We start from the raw sequence: 17,227 nt of genomic DNA on the forward strand, positions 1-17,227 counted from the left end.
ATCTAGTTTTGAGAGAACACTCTCAATGGTTTGGTGGCGATAGCGAAGAGGTCACACCCGTTCCCATGCCGAACACGGAAGTTAAGCTCTTCAGCGCCGATGGTAGTCGGGGGTTTCCCCCTGTGAGAGTAGGACGCCGCCAAGCTTTTCTAAAATTTTATCATCGCGGGGTGGAGCAGTTCGGTAGCTCGTCGGGCTCATAACCCGAAGGTCGCAGGTTCAAATCCTGCCCCCGCAACCAAAAATAAAAATGGTCCGGTAGTTCAGTTGGTTAGAATGCCTGCCTGTCACGCAGGAGGTCGCGGGTTCGAGTCCCGTCCGGACCGCCATTTTCATTGTAAACGAAACGATCATGTTTTCGTTTTTTTTGTGTTTTCTTTTAAATGCTGGCAGCTTGGTATCTAACCAAGCTTTCTTTTATATCGTTAAAGTCTTGGATATTGAAACATAATCCGATACACTAGAAAGAGCTGTTCACAAGAGCGTCAGAAAGGGAGACGGGAGAAACATGGACGAGTTTGATTTGATTCACAGTATTACGCCGCATACGCATTATCATCCTTCCGTCAATGTAGGGATCGGTGATGATGGTGCAGTTTATACAGCATCATCTCATATGCAGCAAATTGTCTGCCTTGATACGATGGTGGAGGATGTCCATTTTAAATCAGAGTATTCCTCTCCTCAAGATATCGGTTATAAGGCGCTTGCTGTTAACATTAGTGATGTGGCGGCGATGGGAGGCATTCCGAAGTTTTATCTGGTATCTCTTGCGGTTCCTTCTTGCTGGCAGAAAGCTGATGTCCAGGCAATGTATGAAGGGATGGCGGAACTGGCGAAACTATACCGGATGGATTTGATCGGAGGAGATACCGTCTCCGCTTCCGGTCAAGCCGTTATTACTGTTACTGTCATCGGAGAAGTCGAAAAGGATCGCGCTTGTCTGCGAAGCTCGGCAAGGCCCGGGGATGTTGTTTTTGTTACGGGAGATATCGGTTCGTCCGCAGCTGGGCTGTCTCTTTTATTGGGAGAAACACCTCCCTCTGCTTTTCACACGAGTGATTATTTTATCAAAAAACATAAACGGCCCGTTCCGAGGGTCCAGGTCGGCCGCTTTTGCTCCCAGCTTCAGCGAGCGGCTCTGAATGATATCAGTGACGGATTGGCCAGTGAGCTGCATGAAATAGCTGAGTCAAGTTCAGTTACGATAGAAATTGAAGAACAGCTTCTGCCCGTGCATCCGGATTTACCTGAGGCGGATCCTCAGTGGGAGAAATGGGTGTTATTCGGCGGTGAAGATTTTGAATTGGTTGGAACGGTATCTCAGCAAGAGTGGACTTCTTTGCTTGATTACTGCACTCAATCAGGCATTCCGATTGCTAAGATTGGAGCAGTTTCTGAACGGAAGGAAGCAAGTGTTCTTATGACAGCCAATGATCAGAGACAAATCGTCCTTGAGAAAAAAGGATACAATCATTTTAAATAAGACGGGTGACTCACTTTGAAGACATTACAATGGAGAACGAAAAACCCCGAAGAAACAAAAGCCGTTGCCAAGCTTGCCGCTTCTTTGGCAAAGCCGGGAGATATTCTGACACTGGAAGGCGACTTAGGCGCGGGAAAAACGACTTTTACAAAGGGTTTTGCCGAAGGTCTGGGGATCACGAGAGTGGTAAACAGCCCGACTTTCACAATTATAAAAGAATACCATGACGGTTCGCTTCCTCTATATCATATGGATGTTTATCGCATGGAGGATGAAAGCGAAGACTTGGGACTTGAAGAATACTTTGAGGGACAAGGCGTCTGTTTAATTGAATGGGCTCATTTAATTCAGGAGCAGCTGCCTGTCGAACGGCTGCAGATCGTCATCAAGAGAGCCGGTGATGAGGAAAGGGACATTACCTTTACGGCTTGCGGAACACGGTATGAAACGCTTTGTGAGGAGATAAGTAAACATGACAATACTGGCAATTGATACGTCAAATTACACGCTGGGTGCCGCGCTCGTTCGTGAAAAAACGGTGATGGCGGAGTATATTACATATTTAAAAAAGAATCATTCCGTGCGGGCGATGCCTGCTGTCAATTCATTGCTGGCGGATTGCGGTTTAACACCGCAGGACCTTACGAAAATAGTAGTGGCGAAAGGGCCGGGATCGTACACAGGTGTCAGAATCGGTGTGACGCTGGCGAAGACATTGGCCTGGTCGCTGAAGCTTCCGATTTCCGCTGTATCGAGCCTGGAGGTGCTGGCGGCTAACGGACGGCACTTTCAAGGGCTGATCTGCCCGTTATTTGACGCCCGTCGCGGACAAGTGTATACGGGTCTTTATGAATATCAGGACGGCCGATTACAATCCGTTCTTCCTGACCAGAATGTGCTTTTGACTGATTGGCTTGGCATGCTGAGAGAAAAAGCGTCTCCGGTTTTATTTTTAGGGCACGATACAGCCATTCATGAAGAAACCATTAAACATGAATTGGCTTCTCAAGCAGTGATAGGAACGGCTGCGCAGCATAATCCGCGGCCGTCAGAGCTGGCGTTTTTAGGCTTGGAAAAAGAAGAAGCGGATGTCCACAGCCTTGTTCCGGATTATTTGCGTCTGGCAGAGGCTGAAGCGAAATGGATGGAATCTCAAAAATAGGGTGATGGGGATGAAAACGAAAACGGCGATTCGAAGCATGCGGCCGGAAGATATTGATCAAATTTATGAAATTGAAACAGCATCCTTCACTTCTCCGTGGACGAAGGATTCATTTTATCATGAGCTTTTGGAAAATCCGTATGCGCACTACCTTGTCATTGAAAAGGACGGCTGTCTGGCAGGTTATTGCGGAATCTGGATTATTATAGATGACGCGCAGATTACGAACATAGCCATTAAGCCGGAATACCGGGGCCAATCATTGGGAGAAGCGCTGTTTGGCTCTGCGATAGAATTGTGCAGAGAAAAAAAGGCAAGAAGGCTCTCTCTCGAAGTCAGGGTCTCAAATCATCCCGCCCAATCCTTATATAAAAAATTCGGTCTTCAGGCCGGAGGAATCAGAAAACAATACTATACAGATAACGGGGAAGATGCGTTATTAATGTGGGTGACATTACATGAGTGAAAAACAAGATATATATGTATTAGGAATCGAAACAAGCTGTGATGAAACAGCGGCTTCAGTCGTGAAAAACGGGAAAGACATCATTTCAAACGTTGTCGCTTCTCAAATTGAAAGCCATAAACGGTTCGGCGGGGTCGTACCTGAAATTGCGTCCAGACATCATGTGGAACAGATTACCCTTGTGATTGAGGAAGCTCTTTTACAAGCGGAGTTGGGCTTAGATGACCTTGACGCGATTGCCGTAACGGAAGGACCGGGTCTTGTCGGGGCTCTTTTAATCGGCGTCAATGCGGCAAAGGCGTTAAGCTTCGCCCATCAAATTCCGTTAGTCGGCGTTCATCATATTGCCGGCCATATTTATGCAAACAGGCTGATAGGAGAGCTTCAGTTCCCGGCGCTTGCTTTGGTTGTGTCGGGCGGACATACGGAATTGGTCTATATGAAAGAGCACGGTTCCTTCGATGTTATCGGTGAAACGCTGGACGATGCAGCAGGTGAAGCATACGACAAAGTGGCAAGAACGATGGGGCTTCCTTATCCGGGAGGGCCGCAGATTGATAAGCTGGCTGCTGTGGGAACGGACTCCATTCCGCTTCCGCGCGCGTGGCTGGAAGAAGGATCTTACAATTTCAGCTTCAGCGGCTTAAAGTCAGCCGTGATTAACACGCTTCATAACGCCTCGCAAAAAAATGAGGTGATTCCTCCGGAGGATCTTGCCGCGAGCTTTCAGCAGAGTGTCATTGATGTACTGACGGCAAAAACCTCTAAGGCCGCCAAAGAATACGGAGTTAAACAAGTGCTGCTTGCAGGGGGCGTAGCCGCGAACAAGGGCTTGAGAGCCGCGCTGCAGCAGGAATTCAGCCATGCGGGAGATCCTGAACTTATCATCCCGCCGCTTTCTTTATGCACGGACAATGCAGCGATGATTGCGGCTGCCGGAACTGTTGCTTTTGAAAAGGGGATTCGGGGTTCATACGATATGAACGGACAGCCTGGTTTGGAATTAATGTCTTTTGATCGTCTCACGTTGTAAAACGTGAGGCTTTTTTTGACTTATTAACAGATAATTCAAACATATCCACAGGATTGTGTATATATTCAGAAATCCATACTGGATAAGGGGCTGCGAGTTGTGAGTAAAGTGGATAAAGTCAGAAAATTTTGTGGATAGTGTGTATAAAGCGCTTACTTAAATGGCTGACAAGGAAGAAAGATGTGGATAAAAAAGCACCCCTTAAAGAGGTGCTTGACTTTTACTATTCTTCTGATGAGAGTTCTTCCCATTCCGCTAATAATTGTTCCAGCTCTTGATTCAGTGCTTCGTTCTCAGCGTGAATGGTCTGTACTTTTTCATGATCCTGATACACCTCAGGGTCGCACAGCAGCTCCTCATTGGCGCTGATTTTCTCTTCAGCGGATGAGACGGCCGCTTCGATTTCTTCAATGCGTCTCAGGCGCTGCCGCTCTTTCTTCTTCCATTCTTTTTCTTCTTCATATGTTCTTTTCGTGTCCTGTTTGACCTTGCCGGCAGGCTGTGCTTGCTCCTTTTCCTGCCGCTTCATTTCTTCCAGTTCGAGCTGCTGGGCTTTTTTCTCGGTGTAATAGTCATAGTCTCCCAAATATTCTTCTGCATGGTCTTGAGACAGCTCAAGCACCCTTGTGGCGATCCTGTTAATAAAGTAGCGGTCATGCGATACAAATAACAGTGTGCCCGGATAGTCGATCAGGGCGTTTTCCAGCACTTCTTTACTGTCGAGGTCAAGGTGGTTTGTCGGTTCATCAAGGATGAGAAAGTTTGCTTTTTGAAGCATCAGCTTGGCAAGCGCGACTCTTGCTTTCTCACCGCCGCTTAAAGAACGGACCGGTTTTAAGACATCGTCCCCGCTGAACAGAAAATTGCCGAGGCATGTCCTGATCTCTTTTTCCGGCATGTCCGGATATTCATCCCACAGCTCGTCCAAGACGCGTTTGGACGAGGTCAGTTCAGCCTGCTCCTGATCGTAATAGCCGATTGTGACATTGGAACCGTACGAGATCGACCCGGATTCCGGACTGAGCGTGTTCATAATGGTTTTCAGCAAGGTTGACTTGCCGATTCCGTTGGGTCCGACAAGGGCGGCGCTTTCGCCTCTTGTAACGCCGAAGGTCAGGTTTTTCAAAAGCGGAGGCTGGCCGTCGTAGCTGATGGAGACATCCTGTACGCGAAGCACGTCGTTGCCGCTCTGTTTTGTAATTTCAAAACGGAAGGCTGCTGATTTTTCATCACCGAGCGGCTTTGCCATGACATCCATCCGTTCAAGCTGTTTTCGTCTGCTCTGGGCTCTTTTCGTTGTTGATGCTCTGGCCAGATTGCGGTCGACAAAATCTTGAAGCTTGGCGATTTCGTCCTGCTGTTTTTCATACAGCTTCAGGTCTTTCTCGTACTGCTCGGCTTTTTGTTCTAAATAGGCGCTGTAGTTGCCGAGGTATTTTTTGCTTTCTGTCCGTGAGACCTCGTACACTTGGCTGACGACTTTATCAAGAAAGTATCTGTCGTGGGAGACGATCAGGATGGCGCCAGAATATCCCTGTAAATAATGCTCAAGCCATGTGAGCGTGTCGATGTCGAGATGGTTCGTCGGTTCATCCAAAATAAGCAGATCAGGCTGGGTCAAAAGGAGCTTTCCGAGAGCAAGCCTTGTTTTCTGACCGCCGCTCAGGCTTTGCACTTTCACGGAATCGTCAAATTTGCCGAAGCCGAGGCCGTGAAGGACAGACCGGACATCCGCTTCATATTGATAGCCGCCTTTATTCTTGAAGTCCTGCTGAAGCCTGTCATAGGTTTTCATCAGCGTCTCAAGCTCCGCCGGGGCGGCAGTGGCCATCTTTTCTTCAATAGAGCGCATTTCTTTTTCCATTGCTTTCAGGAAATCAAAAACACTCAGCAATTCTTCTTTTATGGTAAGCTGAGATTCCATGCCTGTGTGCTGGGCAAGGTATCCCATCGTTAATTCTTTCGGTTTGATTAATTCACCCTTTTCATATGAAAGGTGACCTGCGATAATTTTAAGGAGAGTTGATTTGCCGGCTCCGTTTCTGCCTACAATGGCGATGCGATCCCGGGATCTGACTTCAAGCTTTATATTGTTTAAAATAGGATCAGCGCCAAAAGATTTGGATAGCTGATTAATTTGTAAGATCATCATATTATTTCACCTCTGTTATAATAAGTTAAGTGTAGCTTATCAACCTGCTGTCAGCAAACAATACATCAGAATTGGAACATTATAGGATAAGACATCAGGGAGAAAATAGTGTATGATCAGAAGTAAGGAGAGTTTAAATATGAATGGATTTTCTCATTTTAATGAAGAAGGCCGTGCCCGCATGGTGGATATAAGCGATAAATCTTCAACAGTCCGTACTGCCGCTGCGATATCGAGCGTACACATGAAGCATGACGTGTACAGCAGAATCAAAAACCGGGAGATCGGAAAAGGAGACGTGCTGGCTGTCGCACAGGTGGCCGGAATCATGGCTGCAAAGCAGACGTCAGCGATTATCCCGATGTGCCACCCGCTTTCTTTAAGCAGCGTCGACATTTCATTCGGCTGGGAGGAAAAGGATTCCGAAGCCGTTCTTCATATACAGGCAAGCGTAAAAACGAAAGGGAGTACAGGTGTGGAAATGGAAGCGCTAACTTCCGCTTCAGTCTGCGCATTGACCGTTTATGACATGTGCAAGGCGCTGGATAAAGGAATGGTCATCGGCCCGACCTGCCTCATGGAAAAAACGGGCGGCAAAAACGGTGATTTTAAAAGAGATGCATCTGAGTATAAAGTGGAGGACCAATCATGAACAAGGATCAATCAAAAATTCCGCAGGCGACGGCAAAACGGCTGCCGCTTTATTATCGCTTTTTAAAGAATTTACACGCGTCAGGAAAGCAGCGTGTTTCCTCAGCTGAACTGAGCGATGCGGTAAAAGTCGATTCGGCCACGATCCGCCGGGATTTTTCCTATTTCGGGGCGCTCGGCAAAAAAGGATACGGCTATAATGTGGATTACCTGCTGTCATTTTTCAGAAAAACACTGGATCAGGATGAAACGACAAATGTCATTTTGATCGGTGTCGGGAATTTAGGGACAGCGTTTCTTCACTATAATTTCACAAAAAATAATAACACAAAAATATCTATGGCTTTTGATGTGAATCAGAGTAAAATAGGAACTGAGGTAGGCGGTGTGCCTGTCTTTGATCTTGATGATTTAGAGCTTCACATTAAGGATGAACCCGTGGCGATTCTCACCGTTCCGGCGGTTGCCGCTCAGTCAATCACCGACCGGCTCGTGGCGCTCGGAATCAAGGGAATCCTTAACTTTACGCCGGCCCGTTTGAATGTGCCGGATCACATTCGAATTCATCATATAGATTTAGCTGTAGAGCTTCAATCATTGGTTTATTTCTTAAAGCATTATTCTGTTTTGGAAGAAATTGAATAACGAAAGGAGGAGCTGCACATGATCGGTCCTGGAAGCCTGGCGGTTATCGGTGTGGTGGCGGTGATTATTTTCGGTCCGAAGAAGCTTCCCGAATTAGGAAAAGCTGCGGGGGACACGCTTCGAGAATTTAAGAACGCTACTAAAGGATTAGCCGGTGAAGAAGAGGAAAAAAAGAAAGAAGAACAGTAAGATAGGATGACACGTATGAGAGTGAATCAAATGACGCTTGTGGAGCATATTGCCGAACTTCGGAAACGATTGCTGATTGTGGCGTTATCCTTTGCGGTTTTCTTTATTGCCGGCTTTTTTCTGGCAAAACCTATCATTGTGTATCTTCAAAAAGCCGATGAAGTAAAAGAGCTCACCCTTAATGCTTTTAACCTGACGGATCCGCTGTTTATCTTTTTGCAGTTCGCGTTTATTATCGGCATCATTTTGACTTCGCCGATTATTCTATATCAGATTTGGGCGTTTGTCAGTCCGGGGCTGTATGAGAAGGAACGCAAAGTAACACTCAGCTATATTCCGATTTCAATCGTGCTGTTTGTCAGCGGTGTGTCATTTTCTTATTATATTTTATTTCCGCTGGTCGTTGATTTTATGAAGCGGGTTTCGAATGACTTGGATGTCAATCAGGTGATCGGAATCAGCGAGTACTTTCATTTTCTGCTGCAGCTGACAATTCCGTTCGGGCTGCTGTTTCAGATGCCGGTGCTGATCATGTTTTTGACGAGGCTCGGTGTTGTAACGCCGATGTTTTTATCGAAAATCAGGAAGTACGCGTATTTTGTGCTGCTTGTGATCGCCGCGATGATTGCGCCGCCTGAGCTGCTGTCTCACATGATGATTACGATTCCGCTTTGCATTTTATACGAGATCAGTATTCTTATTTCAAAAGCCGCATATCGGAAAAAGCAGACCGGCAGCAGCGAATCTGACCAGGATGTATCAGCATAAAAAAAGCCATTTCTCAATGATGAGAAATGGCTTTTCTTTTATTTTTGATTTTTCTTCACTTTAAATGAGAAAGCGAACATTTTAAACGAGATGCTGATATTATAAGCGGCGAAAACCATCAGCAGTATGGAATAAAAAGACCACATGCTTCCCGGCGAGCTTGCGGCCAAATACGTAAAGATACAGCCGACTGCGAAATAAATCAAGCCCCAAGTCATTGGGTTCCTCATACAAACAATCCTCCAATAATTAATTGCATTTGCTCACTATGCTGTTCAATATATTTTTGGGCGGGGCCGAGCTGCATGACCACGACAATGGTATTCATCATGACATGGGCGAATATCGGCACAATAATCCGTTTCGTCTGCACATACAAGAACGCAAAGGTAAAGCCCATGGCCGTGTAAAGCAGCAGGTGTGTGAGGTCCTGGTGCACAATGCCGAAAATGACGGAACTGATCAGTCCGGCGATAAAGAAATTCGTTTTTTCATATAATACACCGAAGATGATCTTCCGGAAAATGATTTCTTCAAGAATCGGACCGACGATAGAAGAAACGATAATCATAAGCGGCATGGCTTTGATAATGTTGAGAATGGCTTTCGTGTTTTCCGAACCGCTGTTCACGTGAAAGACATACTGCTCAATCATCCCGGCAATTCCCTGAGAAAATAAAGCGAGCCATATTCCCGCGACCGCCCAAAGAATGGACATGCCGGCGGATGCTTTCTTCCCGTTTCTTAATGTCTGCTTCGGCGCGGTTCTCAAAATCAGGAGAACGATAATCAGGCAGATAAAAAAGCTTACGACGGAATAAATCCCCTGAGCCATGGTGAGATTCGCATTCGTAGGCTGCCCGCCCGCATAGCCGAATCTGTACATTAAAGGAATGCCGATCAATGCGGAAAGCTGCATGATAACATATGTCAAAATGATATACCAATACTGTTTTCTCAAATGATATGTACTCCTTTATCCTATAAAATCAACTTATTTGTTCTTATTGTAACACAAGTGAACTTGACGTGAAAAAAGGAGAAAATCGGTGTAAGAGAGAATCATGTAAGCGTGAAAATTTTTTATTCTTATGACTTGAAATTGGAAGTGAGATTCTTTATTATAATAAATGTGTTAGCACTCTTTAGAGCTGAGTGCTAAAATTACATATTCATACTATTGAGGAGGTTATTACATTGTTAAAGCCATTAGGTGATCGCGTTGTCATTGAACTCGTAGAATCTGAAGAAAAAACTGCCAGCGGAATCGTATTACCGGATTCTGCAAAAGAAAAGCCGCAAGAAGGCAAAATCGTGGCAGCTGGTTCAGGTCGCGTGTTGGAAAGCGGAGAGCGCGTTGCTTTAGAAGTAAAAGAGGGCGACCGCATTATCTTCTCAAAATACGCCGGTACTGAAGTGAAATACGAAGGTGCTGAATACTTAATCTTACGTGAAAGCGACATTTTAGCTGTTATCGGCTAAGCAAATAAATATTTTTAAAAATTCGAGGAGGTTTCGTTAACATGGCAAAAGATATTAAGTTTAGTGAAGAAGCACGCCGCGCTATGCTTCGCGGTGTCGATGCGCTTGCTGACGCTGTAAAAGTAACTTTAGGGCCAAAAGGACGCAACGTGGTTCTGGAGAAAAAATTCGGTTCTCCGTTAATTACAAATGACGGTGTGACAATCGCAAAAGAAATTGAACTTGAAGATGCGTTTGAAAACATGGGTGCGAAGCTTGTAGCTGAAGTAGCCAGCAAAACAAACGACGTTGCCGGTGACGGTACGACGACTGCGACTGTGCTTGCACAGGCTATGATCCGCGAAGGCCTTAAAAACGTAACTGCGGGAGCTAATCCTGTCGGCGTGCGTAAAGGTATGGAACAAGCCGTAACCGTGGCAATCGAAAACTTAAAAGAAATTTCTAAGCCGATCGAAGGCAAAGAGTCTATCGCTCAGGTTGCTGCAATCTCTGCTGCTGATGAGGAAGTCGGAAGCCTTATCGCTGAAGCAATGGAGCGCGTAGGAAACGACGGCGTTATCACAATCGAAGAGTCTAAAGGCTTCACAACTGAGCTTGAAGTGGTTGAAGGTATGCAATTCGACCGCGGATATGCGTCTCCTTACATGGTGACTGACTCTGATAAGATGGAAGCGGTTCTTGATAATCCTTACATCTTAATCACAGACAAAAAAATCACAAACATTCAAGAAATCCTTCCTGTGCTTGAGCAAGTTGTACAGCAAGGCAAACCATTGCTTCTGATCGCTGAAGATGTTGAAGGTGAAGCTCTTGCTACACTCGTTGTCAACAAACTTCGCGGCACATTCAACGCTGTTGCCGTTAAAGCTCCTGGCTTCGGTGACCGTCGTAAAGCAATGCTTGAAGACATCTCTGTTCTTACTGGCGGAGAAGTCATCACAGAAGATTTAGGTCTTGACCTGAAATCTACTGAAATCGGACAATTGGGACGCGCTTCTAAAGTTGTGGTAACGAAAGAAAACACAACAATCGTAGAAGGCGCCGGCGATACTGAAAAAATTGCTGCACGCGTCAACCAAATCCGTGCTCAAGTGGAAGAAACAACTTCTGAATTCGACAGAGAAAAATTACAAGAGCGTCTTGCGAAACTTGCTGGCGGCGTAGCTGTCATCAAAGTCGGCGCTGCGACTGAAACTGAGCTGAAAGAGCGTAAACTTCGCATCGAAGACGCCCTCAACTCAACTCGCGCAGCTGTTGAAGAAGGCATCGTATCCGGCGGTGGTACAGCGCTTGTCAACGTATATAACAAAGTCGCTGCAGTTGAAGCTGAAGGCGATGCGCAAACAGGTATCAACATCGTGCTTCGCGCGCTTGAAGAGCCGATCCGTCAAATCGCGCACAACGCTGGTCTTGAAGGATCTGTCATCGTTGAGCGCCTGAAAAACGAAGAAATCGGCGTAGGCTTCAACGCTGCAACTGGCGAATGGGTAAACATGATCGAAAAAGGAATCGTTGACCCGACAAAAGTTACACGTTCTGCACTTCAAAACGCAGCTTCTGTAGCAGCAATGCTATTAACAACTGAAGCGGTTGTTGCTGACAAACCAGAAGAAAATGCCGGCGGCGCAGGAATGCCTGACATGGGCGGCATGGGCGGTATGGGCGGAATGATGTAAAGAGTGCCAAAACCCCTTGATTTCAAGGGGTTTTTCTTTTTGTTTTATGAAATTGGTCACATTTTGGTCACATAGGAGTCATGATAACTGTATTTTCATTGAGAGGTCACCTATGAAAGAATTGAATTTTTGCGAAGTTATTTCTTTGGTTTTTCTAGTAGTGTGTAAATAGACTTTTTTCGTTATGTCATCATTTTGATGGCCTAATATTTTTTGTATCTCTTCTAAAGGTACATCTGCTTCAGCAGCAAGCGAAGTGAATGTGTGCCTAAAAGTATGCTGGGTAATATGTTTGTTTATGTCCATCCGTTTTAAAATCCTTCTCATTCTGGTATCCATCTTTTTAATGTTCTCAGGGTGGCCGTCAGGACGAGCGAATATAAAATCATCATCACTGAATGTTCGCCCATTCGCATATGCTATTTTAGCTTGTTTGAGCTTCAGTCTTTTTAACAACGATGCTAAAAAGTCCGACAAAGGAACATCCCGAACAGCAGCTGGCGTTTTCGGTGGCAACAGTTCATAGTCAGATGCTTTGTTTGATGGGCAATAAAGCGTTTTGGTAACTCGAAATGTTTTGAGGTCGTCTCCCTCTAAAGTTAAGTCTCTCCATTTGCCGGCCAATCGCTCCCCGGAACGAGTGCCTGTAAATGCAGCCATGCAGAAATATTCAAAGTCGAGAAAAAGGCCGTGTTTTTCTGTAAGGTCTAAAAACTCAACAAGTTCTTCTCCTTCAAGAAAGTTTTCGACTTCTTCTTGAGATTCAATATCTTCTACTGTAAGCTTTGGACGCTGAGGTTTTACAAATTCCGTCGGGCTTTTGCTTATGATATCCTCTTGTCTCGCATATTTGAAGATCATGCTTGCTGTAGTGTGGATACCACTTATTGTATTAAAGGAATAATTTTCTTCCCTCAGATAATCTAAAAACTTCTGATAAACACCCCTGGTTATATCTTTAATTTTCATCTTTCCGAAGTATTCTTCCAAACTCTCTATTTCACTTTTTCGTGCTCGCAGGGTACTGACTTTGACGGTATGCTTGTATTCCTTGTACCATAGGTCTTTGATTTCCTGAAAAAGAATGTTCTCTTTCCCGACATCAATCCCTGAAATGAGCTTCGTTTTCAATTCAAGATAAGCGGCTTCCGCCGATGCTTTTGATTGGAAACCACGTCTTTTTATTTGTCTGCGTTTTCCTGTTCTTGGATCGCGGCCGTTTTCCATTACGAAATACCAAGTATACCCCTTGGATGAACGCTTTGATTTCTCCTTTTTAAAGACAACCATTTTAATCCTCCTTAACGATAGTTTAATTTATTAAAGTAAATTCTTAATCTCTTTTTTGCAAAATCAAAAGTCACCTTGAATGTATCCGATACCAACCGTGCAGCGGCTTCCTCATCTGAAGGTAAGTTCAGTTGCCGCAGCATGAATGTTGGAACACAAAAGTGATACGAAAAATAACCTGCTTTTGATTCTTGGTACTGTCTCCAGTGGGGCGGCATGATCTCGTTATCGCCGCCCTCCAATAAGATGTGCCATAACTCATGAGCTAAATCCGATCGTTGCTGTTGATAGCTTAACCGGTTGTTTATGCCTACGATATGAACACCCCCAATATCTAACATATAACTTTCCCGATCATCAAAAAGTACAAATACATTGAGCTTCCTGCATAATTTAACAAGTTTAAGTTCTAAAGGCGTTGTTATTTTGTGTTCCCTGAGGAAACTTTCGATCCAATCCTCTAAGTGACTTTGTGTATACCCCATGCTGTAATTGACCCCCTCATTACCTTGTCAATGCTTAAAATGTGGTAAATATGTTTGCTTGTATGTAATTATAGGGGAAAAATGTACCATTTTACACCGGTAAATGTGTCCATAAATAGATTATAGTAGAATTATTAAGAACGTTTGTTCTGTGTTTACTGGAAAAGAAAAGCCCTATCAAGGGCCTTTCTTTAAGCTGCTGTCGTTACTGTTTTATCTTTTCTGACAAGTCCCATGATACCAGGGATAATAAGAAGAACAGCAGGTAGTAAATAGAAGAGGGATATACAAATCAATCCACCGATTCCTGAAATGAGAAGTAATACTCCACCGACTTTAGGTTTCTTCTTAACTACAACTGAAGCAACGATGCCTAAGATTGATAAGAAAACAGCGCCCCAGCCCAAACCAATTATATCGCTTGTGCCACTTGAATTAAAAGAGGCATCGAGTCCACCGATAATTAATGCCATAATTGCTCCAATAAAACCGAAAATTCCGCCCAATAAGCCTAAAACAAATTCTGTTGTTCTTTTCATTGTTAACTCTCCCTTACTTAACTGGTACAGTGATTGTTACTGCTTTAGTTTTCATGAAGTCATCTGTGACCACATCACCGAAATTTAATTTGATTTCTTTGACTTTATCAACATCAATTTCTTTTCCGTCCGGCGCTGAAAACTCAAGTACACCTTCCTGTTTCACTCCGCCTTGAACGTCTCCGCCGACTTCTCCGTCAGTCAGGAACATATTTGCCGATAATTGCATGCTGCCAATGACTGCATTACCTTGATCGGGATAAAAAGTAAGGACTTTTCCTGTAGTGTTTTCAATGTTAAGCCCAACATTTATTTTATCTTTCATAATCTTGACGTCGCCCAGGTTAATTTTCATTCCTAGTGCTTCTGTAGATTGCTTACTAGCGTCAATCTTTTTGGAGCTGTCGTCTTTCTTCTCTTCAGTTTTTTTGTCTTTTGAATCACTGCTGCCAGTAGAGACATCGTCTGTCGACCCGCATGCTGCTAAAGCTAGAGCCAAGCCCAGAGACATGAATAAAACTAACCACTTTTTCAACCTGATTCCCCCAGTTCATATAATAGAATACCTATATATAATCGACTATAATTGTTGAAAATTCAAGGGGTGATTACCAATTTTGCTAATAATTTCATGAGGTGTGCTAAAAAAGCTAAGTTCATTTGAAAGGAAAATAACTGAAGGTTTCATTACAAGCTTCGCTTTAAAAATTAAAGTTGAACATCAGTCAACTTAACACTAAACTTTAAAAATTAAAGCGATCTGTTCAGCATTATTTAAACTAAACAAAACAATAATAAATAATTAATTCTTATCTTCATTCTTCTTTTTGAATCTCTCTTCAATAATTTTTTCGATTCCGTCAATGCGCCTTAATGCGTCAGCAAGAATCTCCTCTTTTTCACTATCAGAGAACTCCCGACCATCGACAGCGGCAAATCGGACATCATTTTGTTTGCGGAGTTCTCGGGCCTTATCTCTATAATAATCTTCTCCTCTCAGCAGAAAATCCGTGGAAACATCAAAAAAATCTGCAAACTTAACAAGAGTAGCATAATCGGGTTCTCTTTCGTTCCTTTCATACATGCTTATAGTGCTTTCAGCCAAGCCGAATTTTTGCCCTAAACTCTTTTGTGAAAGCTTTCTTTGCTTTCTTAATTGTCTTAATTGGTCGCCAAACCTCATATACATCACCTATTTAGTATAATATCACGATTCGTGACTTTTTAGAAAAAACTTCACAAAACGTCTTGACTTTACGTAATGTGCGGTTTAATATAGATTTCAGAACAACACGAAATGTAAAGGATGGTGCTAAATGAATAAACAGATCATTGGAGCTAAACTCCAAGAGCTCAGAAATAAAAAACCGCGATCTCACATCGCTGAGGCTCTGGAGATAAGCGAGAGTGCTTTAGCGATGTATGAGTCAGGTAAACGTATACCTCGTGATGAAATTAAGATGAAAATTGCTAAATACTACAACAAGTCCGTTCAAGAAATTTTTTTTACAGAACAACTTCACGAATCGTGCTTATCAGAGGTTCTAAAAAAATGCTAGGGATGAAAAAAGGATTCCCCTACAGCATAGGAGGTCAAAATTATGGATCAAAAAAAGCTGGAACAAATTAAAAATTTATTGAATGGTATGACTCAATCCGAGTGGTTCCGTGTTAAACAACATGTGGACGTACTGTTCAGTTCTAAAGCCGCCAAATTGCAGTTTGACGACCCAGAACTGTTAGAAGCTAACCTTAAACGTGAATTTAGGATGAATACTTGATTTGGATAAACATTGGGTGAATGCGATATTCAGCATTTTTGTAATAAATATTAACGTAATCTTGCTGATACATCGTGTGCTCTTCTTTAGAATTAGGGCTCCAAATTGAAGCACCTTCTTCCCACCATATGTATGGAGAAGACATAGATTCACCTATTTTGCAGTCCGGATCACTAGTCAAGTCAACCCATTCACCACAAAGGCAAGCGTAAACCTTAGTAGAAGCCATTAAATCTCACCACCTTCCATGCATATTTTACCACATGAAAGTGAGAGATTATAAAGCTCATTGTAAAGGAGGTTTTTTATATGTTCACTATGCAATACGATGAGAAATTCATTGAACAGATCGCTGCCAAAATTGCTGATAGAGCAACAGACATGCTGGTAGAGCGGCTCAGCTCTTTGAACCAGCTTCCTCACATCTTGACGAGAACTGAAGCGATGGAGGTGCTGCGGTGCGGTCCCACTAAAATGGCGGAACTGATGGCCCGTCCGGATTTTCCGGTTAACGAAGAATGTGGCAAAAAAGTCCCTACGACTTTGCTTTTTAAATGGATTGAGAGCAACACGCGTTGGGTTGCTGAGAACACCGCATACTATCAGAAAGGAGCTTCTGCATGAATAATTTACAAACATTCAAAAATGAAATTTTCGAAGTTGCAGCCAAAATTGAGAATGATCAAATCCTTTTTGATGCCGAGCAAGTTGCTCGGAATTTAGGCCTCACTACCGTTGCCAAAAGTGGCAACGTAACAATCCGATGGAGCCGTGTGAATACTTACCTTCCGGATAACTTTCCAGAAGTAGAGAAAGGTGATTTTATTCCTGAACCATTGGTGTACAAGCTGGCTTTTAGAGCATCTAATCAAATTGCCGAACAATTTCAAGATTGGTTAGCCTTTGAAGTTATACCCACAATCAGAAAAACTGGGGGATATGTCGCAAATGATGAACAGTTCATTCAGACGTATTTGTCCAACGCAGACGAAAATACCAAATTATTTTTCAAAACAACTCTTCACGCACTAAAGGAGCAAAATAAGCAAATTGAATCTATGAAGCCAAAAGCTCTTTTTGCCGAAGCCGTGGAAGCATCTGAATCATCTGTGCTTGTTGGCGAGTTAGCGAAAATCATTCAACAGAACGGCGTAAAGATTGGACCTAACAAGTTATTTCAATGGCTCCGTGATAATGGTTATTTAATTCGTAAGACAGGCGAGTCTTTCAATCTACCAACACAGCGAAGTATGGATTTGGGTCTCTTTGAAATTAAGAAGAGAACAATGAATAACCCTGATGGTTCAATTAGAACTACCCGAACGCCAAAGGTTACGGGAAAAGGTCAGATTTATTTTGTGAATAAATTCATTTCATCAGAAACAGCTTGAAACAATCTCCACAAATTTGGGGAGATTAATG

General features: G+C 43.7%; 24 protein-coding genes, 2 tRNA genes and 1 rRNA gene. 18 read left to right on the top strand and 9 right to left on the bottom strand.

The window, feature by feature from the left end; genetic code table 11:
* The first annotated feature begins 29 nt into the window (after positions 1 to 29).
* The 8 genes from rrf to tsaD all read left to right on the top strand — a co-directional run bounded on the left by rrf (position 30) and on the right by tsaD (position 4,147).
* Positions 30 to 145: ribosomal RNA gene (gene rrf / locus MHH91_RS02920) — 5S ribosomal RNA — on the top strand.
* Between the two features lie 19 nt (positions 146 to 164).
* Positions 165 to 241, top strand: a tRNA-Met gene (locus MHH91_RS02925).
* A gap of 11 nt (positions 242 to 252) precedes the next feature.
* A tRNA-Asp gene (locus tag MHH91_RS02930) sits at positions 253 to 329 on the top strand.
* Positions 330 to 508: 179 nt separating this feature from the next.
* On the top strand, positions 509 to 1,486 hold the full coding sequence (gene thiL, locus MHH91_RS02935) for a thiamine-phosphate kinase (RefSeq protein WP_014469832.1): 978 nt from the start codon (positions 509 to 511) through the stop codon (positions 1,484 to 1,486).
* A 15-nt stretch (positions 1,487 to 1,501) separates the two neighbouring features.
* Positions 1,502 to 1,978: a tRNA (adenosine(37)-N6)-threonylcarbamoyltransferase complex ATPase subunit type 1 TsaE gene (tsaE, locus tag MHH91_RS02940; RefSeq protein WP_013351177.1), complete on the top strand. Its 477-nt coding sequence runs from the start codon at positions 1,502 to 1,504 to the stop codon at positions 1,976 to 1,978.
* A complete protein-coding gene (gene tsaB / locus MHH91_RS02945; RefSeq protein WP_013351178.1) occupies positions 1,959 to 2,648 on the top strand; it encodes a tRNA (adenosine(37)-N6)-threonylcarbamoyltransferase complex dimerization subunit type 1 TsaB in 690 nt (229 codons plus the stop codon). The genes tsaE and tsaB overlap by 20 nt, the downstream gene beginning before the upstream one ends.
* 10 nt (positions 2,649 to 2,658) lie before the next feature.
* Complete coding sequence (rimI, locus tag MHH91_RS02950) at positions 2,659 to 3,114, top strand: ribosomal protein S18-alanine N-acetyltransferase (RefSeq protein ID WP_013351179.1); 456 nt, start codon at positions 2,659 to 2,661, stop codon at positions 3,112 to 3,114.
* The gene (gene tsaD / locus MHH91_RS02955) at positions 3,107 to 4,147 is read left to right on the top strand and encodes a tRNA (adenosine(37)-N6)-threonylcarbamoyltransferase complex transferase subunit TsaD (protein WP_013351180.1); all 1,041 of its coding nucleotides are present in this window, start codon (positions 3,107 to 3,109) and stop codon (positions 4,145 to 4,147) included. The genes rimI and tsaD overlap by 8 nt, the downstream gene beginning before the upstream one ends.
* A 223-nt stretch (positions 4,148 to 4,370) precedes the next feature.
* Here the strand turns inward: tsaD and MHH91_RS02960 are convergent, their stop codons facing one another.
* Positions 4,371 to 6,299 (bottom strand): ABC-F family ATP-binding cassette domain-containing protein, encoded by a 1,929-nt coding sequence (locus MHH91_RS02960; protein ID WP_014469833.1) that lies wholly within the window; start codon positions 6,297 to 6,299, stop codon positions 4,371 to 4,373.
* Positions 6,300 to 6,438: 139 nt separating this feature from the next.
* On the opposite strand from MHH91_RS02960, the gene moaC reads away from it, so the two are divergent.
* The 4 genes from moaC to tatC are packed head-to-tail and all read left to right on the top strand — an operon-like array spanning position 6,439 to position 8,552.
* A complete protein-coding gene (gene moaC / locus MHH91_RS02965) occupies positions 6,439 to 6,951 on the top strand; it encodes a cyclic pyranopterin monophosphate synthase MoaC (protein ID WP_003155986.1) in 513 nt (170 codons plus the stop codon).
* The gene (locus tag MHH91_RS02970) at positions 6,948 to 7,595 is read left to right on the top strand and encodes a redox-sensing transcriptional repressor Rex (protein ID WP_013351182.1); all 648 of its coding nucleotides are present in this window, start codon (positions 6,948 to 6,950) and stop codon (positions 7,593 to 7,595) included. Before moaC ends, MHH91_RS02970 begins: the two co-directional genes overlap by 4 nt.
* An 18-nt stretch (positions 7,596 to 7,613) precedes the next feature.
* Positions 7,614 to 7,784 (top strand): twin-arginine translocase TatA/TatE family subunit, encoded by a 171-nt coding sequence (locus tag MHH91_RS02975; protein ID WP_003155981.1) that lies wholly within the window; start codon positions 7,614 to 7,616, stop codon positions 7,782 to 7,784.
* A gap of 6 nt (positions 7,785 to 7,790) precedes the next feature.
* Positions 7,791 to 8,552 (top strand): twin-arginine translocase subunit TatC, encoded by a 762-nt coding sequence (tatC, locus tag MHH91_RS02980; protein WP_088030482.1) that lies wholly within the window; start codon positions 7,791 to 7,793, stop codon positions 8,550 to 8,552.
* 38 nt (positions 8,553 to 8,590) lie between these two features.
* Here tatC and MHH91_RS02985 read toward each other — a convergent pair whose 3' ends face one another.
* Both MHH91_RS02985 and MHH91_RS02990 read right to left on the bottom strand, forming a co-directional pair.
* Positions 8,591 to 8,782 carry a YdiK family protein gene (locus tag MHH91_RS02985; protein ID WP_003155975.1) on the bottom strand — a complete coding sequence of 64 codons (192 nt, stop codon included), beginning with the start codon at positions 8,780 to 8,782 and terminating at the stop codon, positions 8,591 to 8,593.
* Positions 8,779 to 9,513 (bottom strand): CPBP family intramembrane glutamic endopeptidase, encoded by a 735-nt coding sequence (locus tag MHH91_RS02990; RefSeq protein WP_013351184.1) that lies wholly within the window; start codon positions 9,511 to 9,513, stop codon positions 8,779 to 8,781. The genes MHH91_RS02985 and MHH91_RS02990 overlap by 4 nt, the downstream gene beginning before the upstream one ends.
* 236 nt (positions 9,514 to 9,749) lie before the next feature.
* On the opposite strand from MHH91_RS02990, the gene groES reads away from it, so the two are divergent.
* Positions 9,750 to 10,034 carry a co-chaperone GroES gene (gene groES, locus MHH91_RS02995; protein ID WP_013351185.1) on the top strand — a complete coding sequence of 95 codons (285 nt, stop codon included), beginning with the start codon at positions 9,750 to 9,752 and terminating at the stop codon, positions 10,032 to 10,034.
* A 41-nt stretch (positions 10,035 to 10,075) separates the two neighbouring features.
* Entirely contained in the window at positions 10,076 to 11,710 is a 1,635-nt protein-coding gene (gene groL, locus MHH91_RS03000) for a chaperonin GroEL (protein ID WP_013351186.1), read from the top strand.
* Between the two features lie 78 nt (positions 11,711 to 11,788).
* Here the strand turns inward: groL and MHH91_RS03005 are convergent, their stop codons facing one another.
* The 5 genes from MHH91_RS03005 to MHH91_RS03025 form a co-directional block, all read right to left on the bottom strand.
* Positions 11,789 to 13,000: a site-specific integrase gene (locus tag MHH91_RS03005; protein ID WP_139885658.1), complete on the bottom strand. Its 1,212-nt coding sequence runs from the start codon at positions 12,998 to 13,000 to the stop codon at positions 11,789 to 11,791.
* Positions 13,001 to 13,011: 11 nt separating this feature from the next.
* Entirely contained in the window at positions 13,012 to 13,485 is a 474-nt protein-coding gene (locus tag MHH91_RS03010) for an ImmA/IrrE family metallo-endopeptidase (RefSeq protein WP_340976905.1), read from the bottom strand.
* 191 nt (positions 13,486 to 13,676) lie between these two features.
* Complete coding sequence (locus tag MHH91_RS03015) at positions 13,677 to 14,024, bottom strand: DUF4064 domain-containing protein (RefSeq protein ID WP_013351188.1); 348 nt, start codon at positions 14,022 to 14,024, stop codon at positions 13,677 to 13,679.
* 13 nt (positions 14,025 to 14,037) lie between these two features.
* Positions 14,038 to 14,559, bottom strand: coding sequence for a hypothetical protein (locus MHH91_RS03020; protein WP_020953912.1), 522 nt, complete (start codon positions 14,557 to 14,559; stop codon positions 14,038 to 14,040).
* A gap of 267 nt (positions 14,560 to 14,826) precedes the next feature.
* Positions 14,827 to 15,207 (bottom strand): helix-turn-helix domain-containing protein, encoded by a 381-nt coding sequence (locus tag MHH91_RS03025; protein WP_014471489.1) that lies wholly within the window; start codon positions 15,205 to 15,207, stop codon positions 14,827 to 14,829.
* Between the two features lie 133 nt (positions 15,208 to 15,340).
* On the opposite strand from MHH91_RS03025, the gene MHH91_RS03030 reads away from it, so the two are divergent.
* Both MHH91_RS03030 and MHH91_RS03035 read left to right on the top strand, forming a co-directional pair.
* Positions 15,341 to 15,583, top strand: a complete 243-nt coding sequence (locus MHH91_RS03030) for a helix-turn-helix transcriptional regulator (protein WP_020953913.1) — start codon at positions 15,341 to 15,343, stop codon at positions 15,581 to 15,583.
* A gap of 42 nt (positions 15,584 to 15,625) precedes the next feature.
* Positions 15,626 to 15,805, top strand: coding sequence for a hypothetical protein (locus MHH91_RS03035; RefSeq protein ID WP_014471490.1), 180 nt, complete (start codon positions 15,626 to 15,628; stop codon positions 15,803 to 15,805).
* On the opposite strand, the gene MHH91_RS03040 is transcribed toward MHH91_RS03035, so the two are convergent.
* Entirely contained in the window at positions 15,789 to 16,034 is a 246-nt protein-coding gene (locus tag MHH91_RS03040; RefSeq protein ID WP_003155923.1) for a hypothetical protein, read from the bottom strand. The genes MHH91_RS03035 and MHH91_RS03040 overlap by 17 nt on opposite strands.
* Before the next feature lie 80 nt (positions 16,035 to 16,114).
* On the opposite strand from MHH91_RS03040, the gene MHH91_RS03045 reads away from it, so the two are divergent.
* Positions 16,115 to 16,429: a hypothetical protein gene (locus tag MHH91_RS03045; RefSeq protein WP_014471492.1), complete on the top strand. Its 315-nt coding sequence runs from the start codon at positions 16,115 to 16,117 to the stop codon at positions 16,427 to 16,429.
* A complete protein-coding gene (locus tag MHH91_RS03050; RefSeq protein WP_003155918.1) occupies positions 16,426 to 17,196 on the top strand; it encodes a phage antirepressor Ant in 771 nt (256 codons plus the stop codon). The genes MHH91_RS03045 and MHH91_RS03050 overlap by 4 nt, the downstream gene beginning before the upstream one ends.
* Positions 17,197 to 17,227: the final 31 nt, after the last annotated feature.

This window comes from Bacillus sp. FSL K6-2819 (assembly GCF_038008305.1).
Lineage (GTDB): Bacteria > Bacillota > Bacilli > Bacillales > Bacillaceae > Bacillus > Bacillus amyloliquefaciens.

Coding starts and splice junctions, on each gene's coding strand:
- thiL (WP_014469832.1), top strand. CDS start 509: ATGGACGAGTTTGATTTGATTCACAGTATTACGCCGCATACGCATTAT.
- tsaB (WP_013351178.1), top strand. CDS start 1,959: ATGACAATACTGGCAATTGATACGTCAAATTACACGCTGGGTGCCGCG.
- rimI (WP_013351179.1), top strand. CDS start 2,659: ATGAAAACGAAAACGGCGATTCGAAGCATGCGGCCGGAAGATATTGAT.
- tsaD (WP_013351180.1), top strand. CDS start 3,107: ATGAGTGAAAAACAAGATATATATGTATTAGGAATCGAAACAAGCTGT.
- MHH91_RS02960 (WP_014469833.1), bottom strand. CDS start 6,299: ATGATGATCTTACAAATTAATCAGCTATCCAAATCTTTTGGCGCTGAT.
- moaC (WP_003155986.1), top strand. CDS start 6,439: ATGAATGGATTTTCTCATTTTAATGAAGAAGGCCGTGCCCGCATGGTG.
- MHH91_RS02970 (WP_013351182.1), top strand. CDS start 6,948: ATGAACAAGGATCAATCAAAAATTCCGCAGGCGACGGCAAAACGGCTG.
- MHH91_RS02975 (WP_003155981.1), top strand. CDS start 7,614: ATGATCGGTCCTGGAAGCCTGGCGGTTATCGGTGTGGTGGCGGTGATT.
- tatC (WP_088030482.1), top strand. CDS start 7,791: ATGACACGTATGAGAGTGAATCAAATGACGCTTGTGGAGCATATTGCC.
- MHH91_RS02985 (WP_003155975.1), bottom strand. CDS start 8,782: ATGAGGAACCCAATGACTTGGGGCTTGATTTATTTCGCAGTCGGCTGT.
- groL (WP_013351186.1), top strand. CDS start 10,076: ATGGCAAAAGATATTAAGTTTAGTGAAGAAGCACGCCGCGCTATGCTT.
- MHH91_RS03005 (WP_139885658.1), bottom strand. CDS start 13,000: ATGGTTGTCTTTAAAAAGGAGAAATCAAAGCGTTCATCCAAGGGGTAT.
- MHH91_RS03010 (WP_340976905.1), bottom strand. CDS start 13,485: ATGGGGTATACACAAAGTCACTTAGAGGATTGGATCGAAAGTTTCCTC.
- MHH91_RS03015 (WP_013351188.1), bottom strand. CDS start 14,024: ATGAAAAGAACAACAGAATTTGTTTTAGGCTTATTGGGCGGAATTTTC.
- MHH91_RS03025 (WP_014471489.1), bottom strand. CDS start 15,207: ATGAGGTTTGGCGACCAATTAAGACAATTAAGAAAGCAAAGAAAGCTT.
- MHH91_RS03030 (WP_020953913.1), top strand. CDS start 15,341: ATGAATAAACAGATCATTGGAGCTAAACTCCAAGAGCTCAGAAATAAA.
- MHH91_RS03035 (WP_014471490.1), top strand. CDS start 15,626: ATGGATCAAAAAAAGCTGGAACAAATTAAAAATTTATTGAATGGTATG.
- MHH91_RS03040 (WP_003155923.1), bottom strand. CDS start 16,034: ATGGCTTCTACTAAGGTTTACGCTTGCCTTTGTGGTGAATGGGTTGAC.
- MHH91_RS03045 (WP_014471492.1), top strand. CDS start 16,115: ATGTTCACTATGCAATACGATGAGAAATTCATTGAACAGATCGCTGCC.
- MHH91_RS03050 (WP_003155918.1), top strand. CDS start 16,426: ATGAATAATTTACAAACATTCAAAAATGAAATTTTCGAAGTTGCAGCC.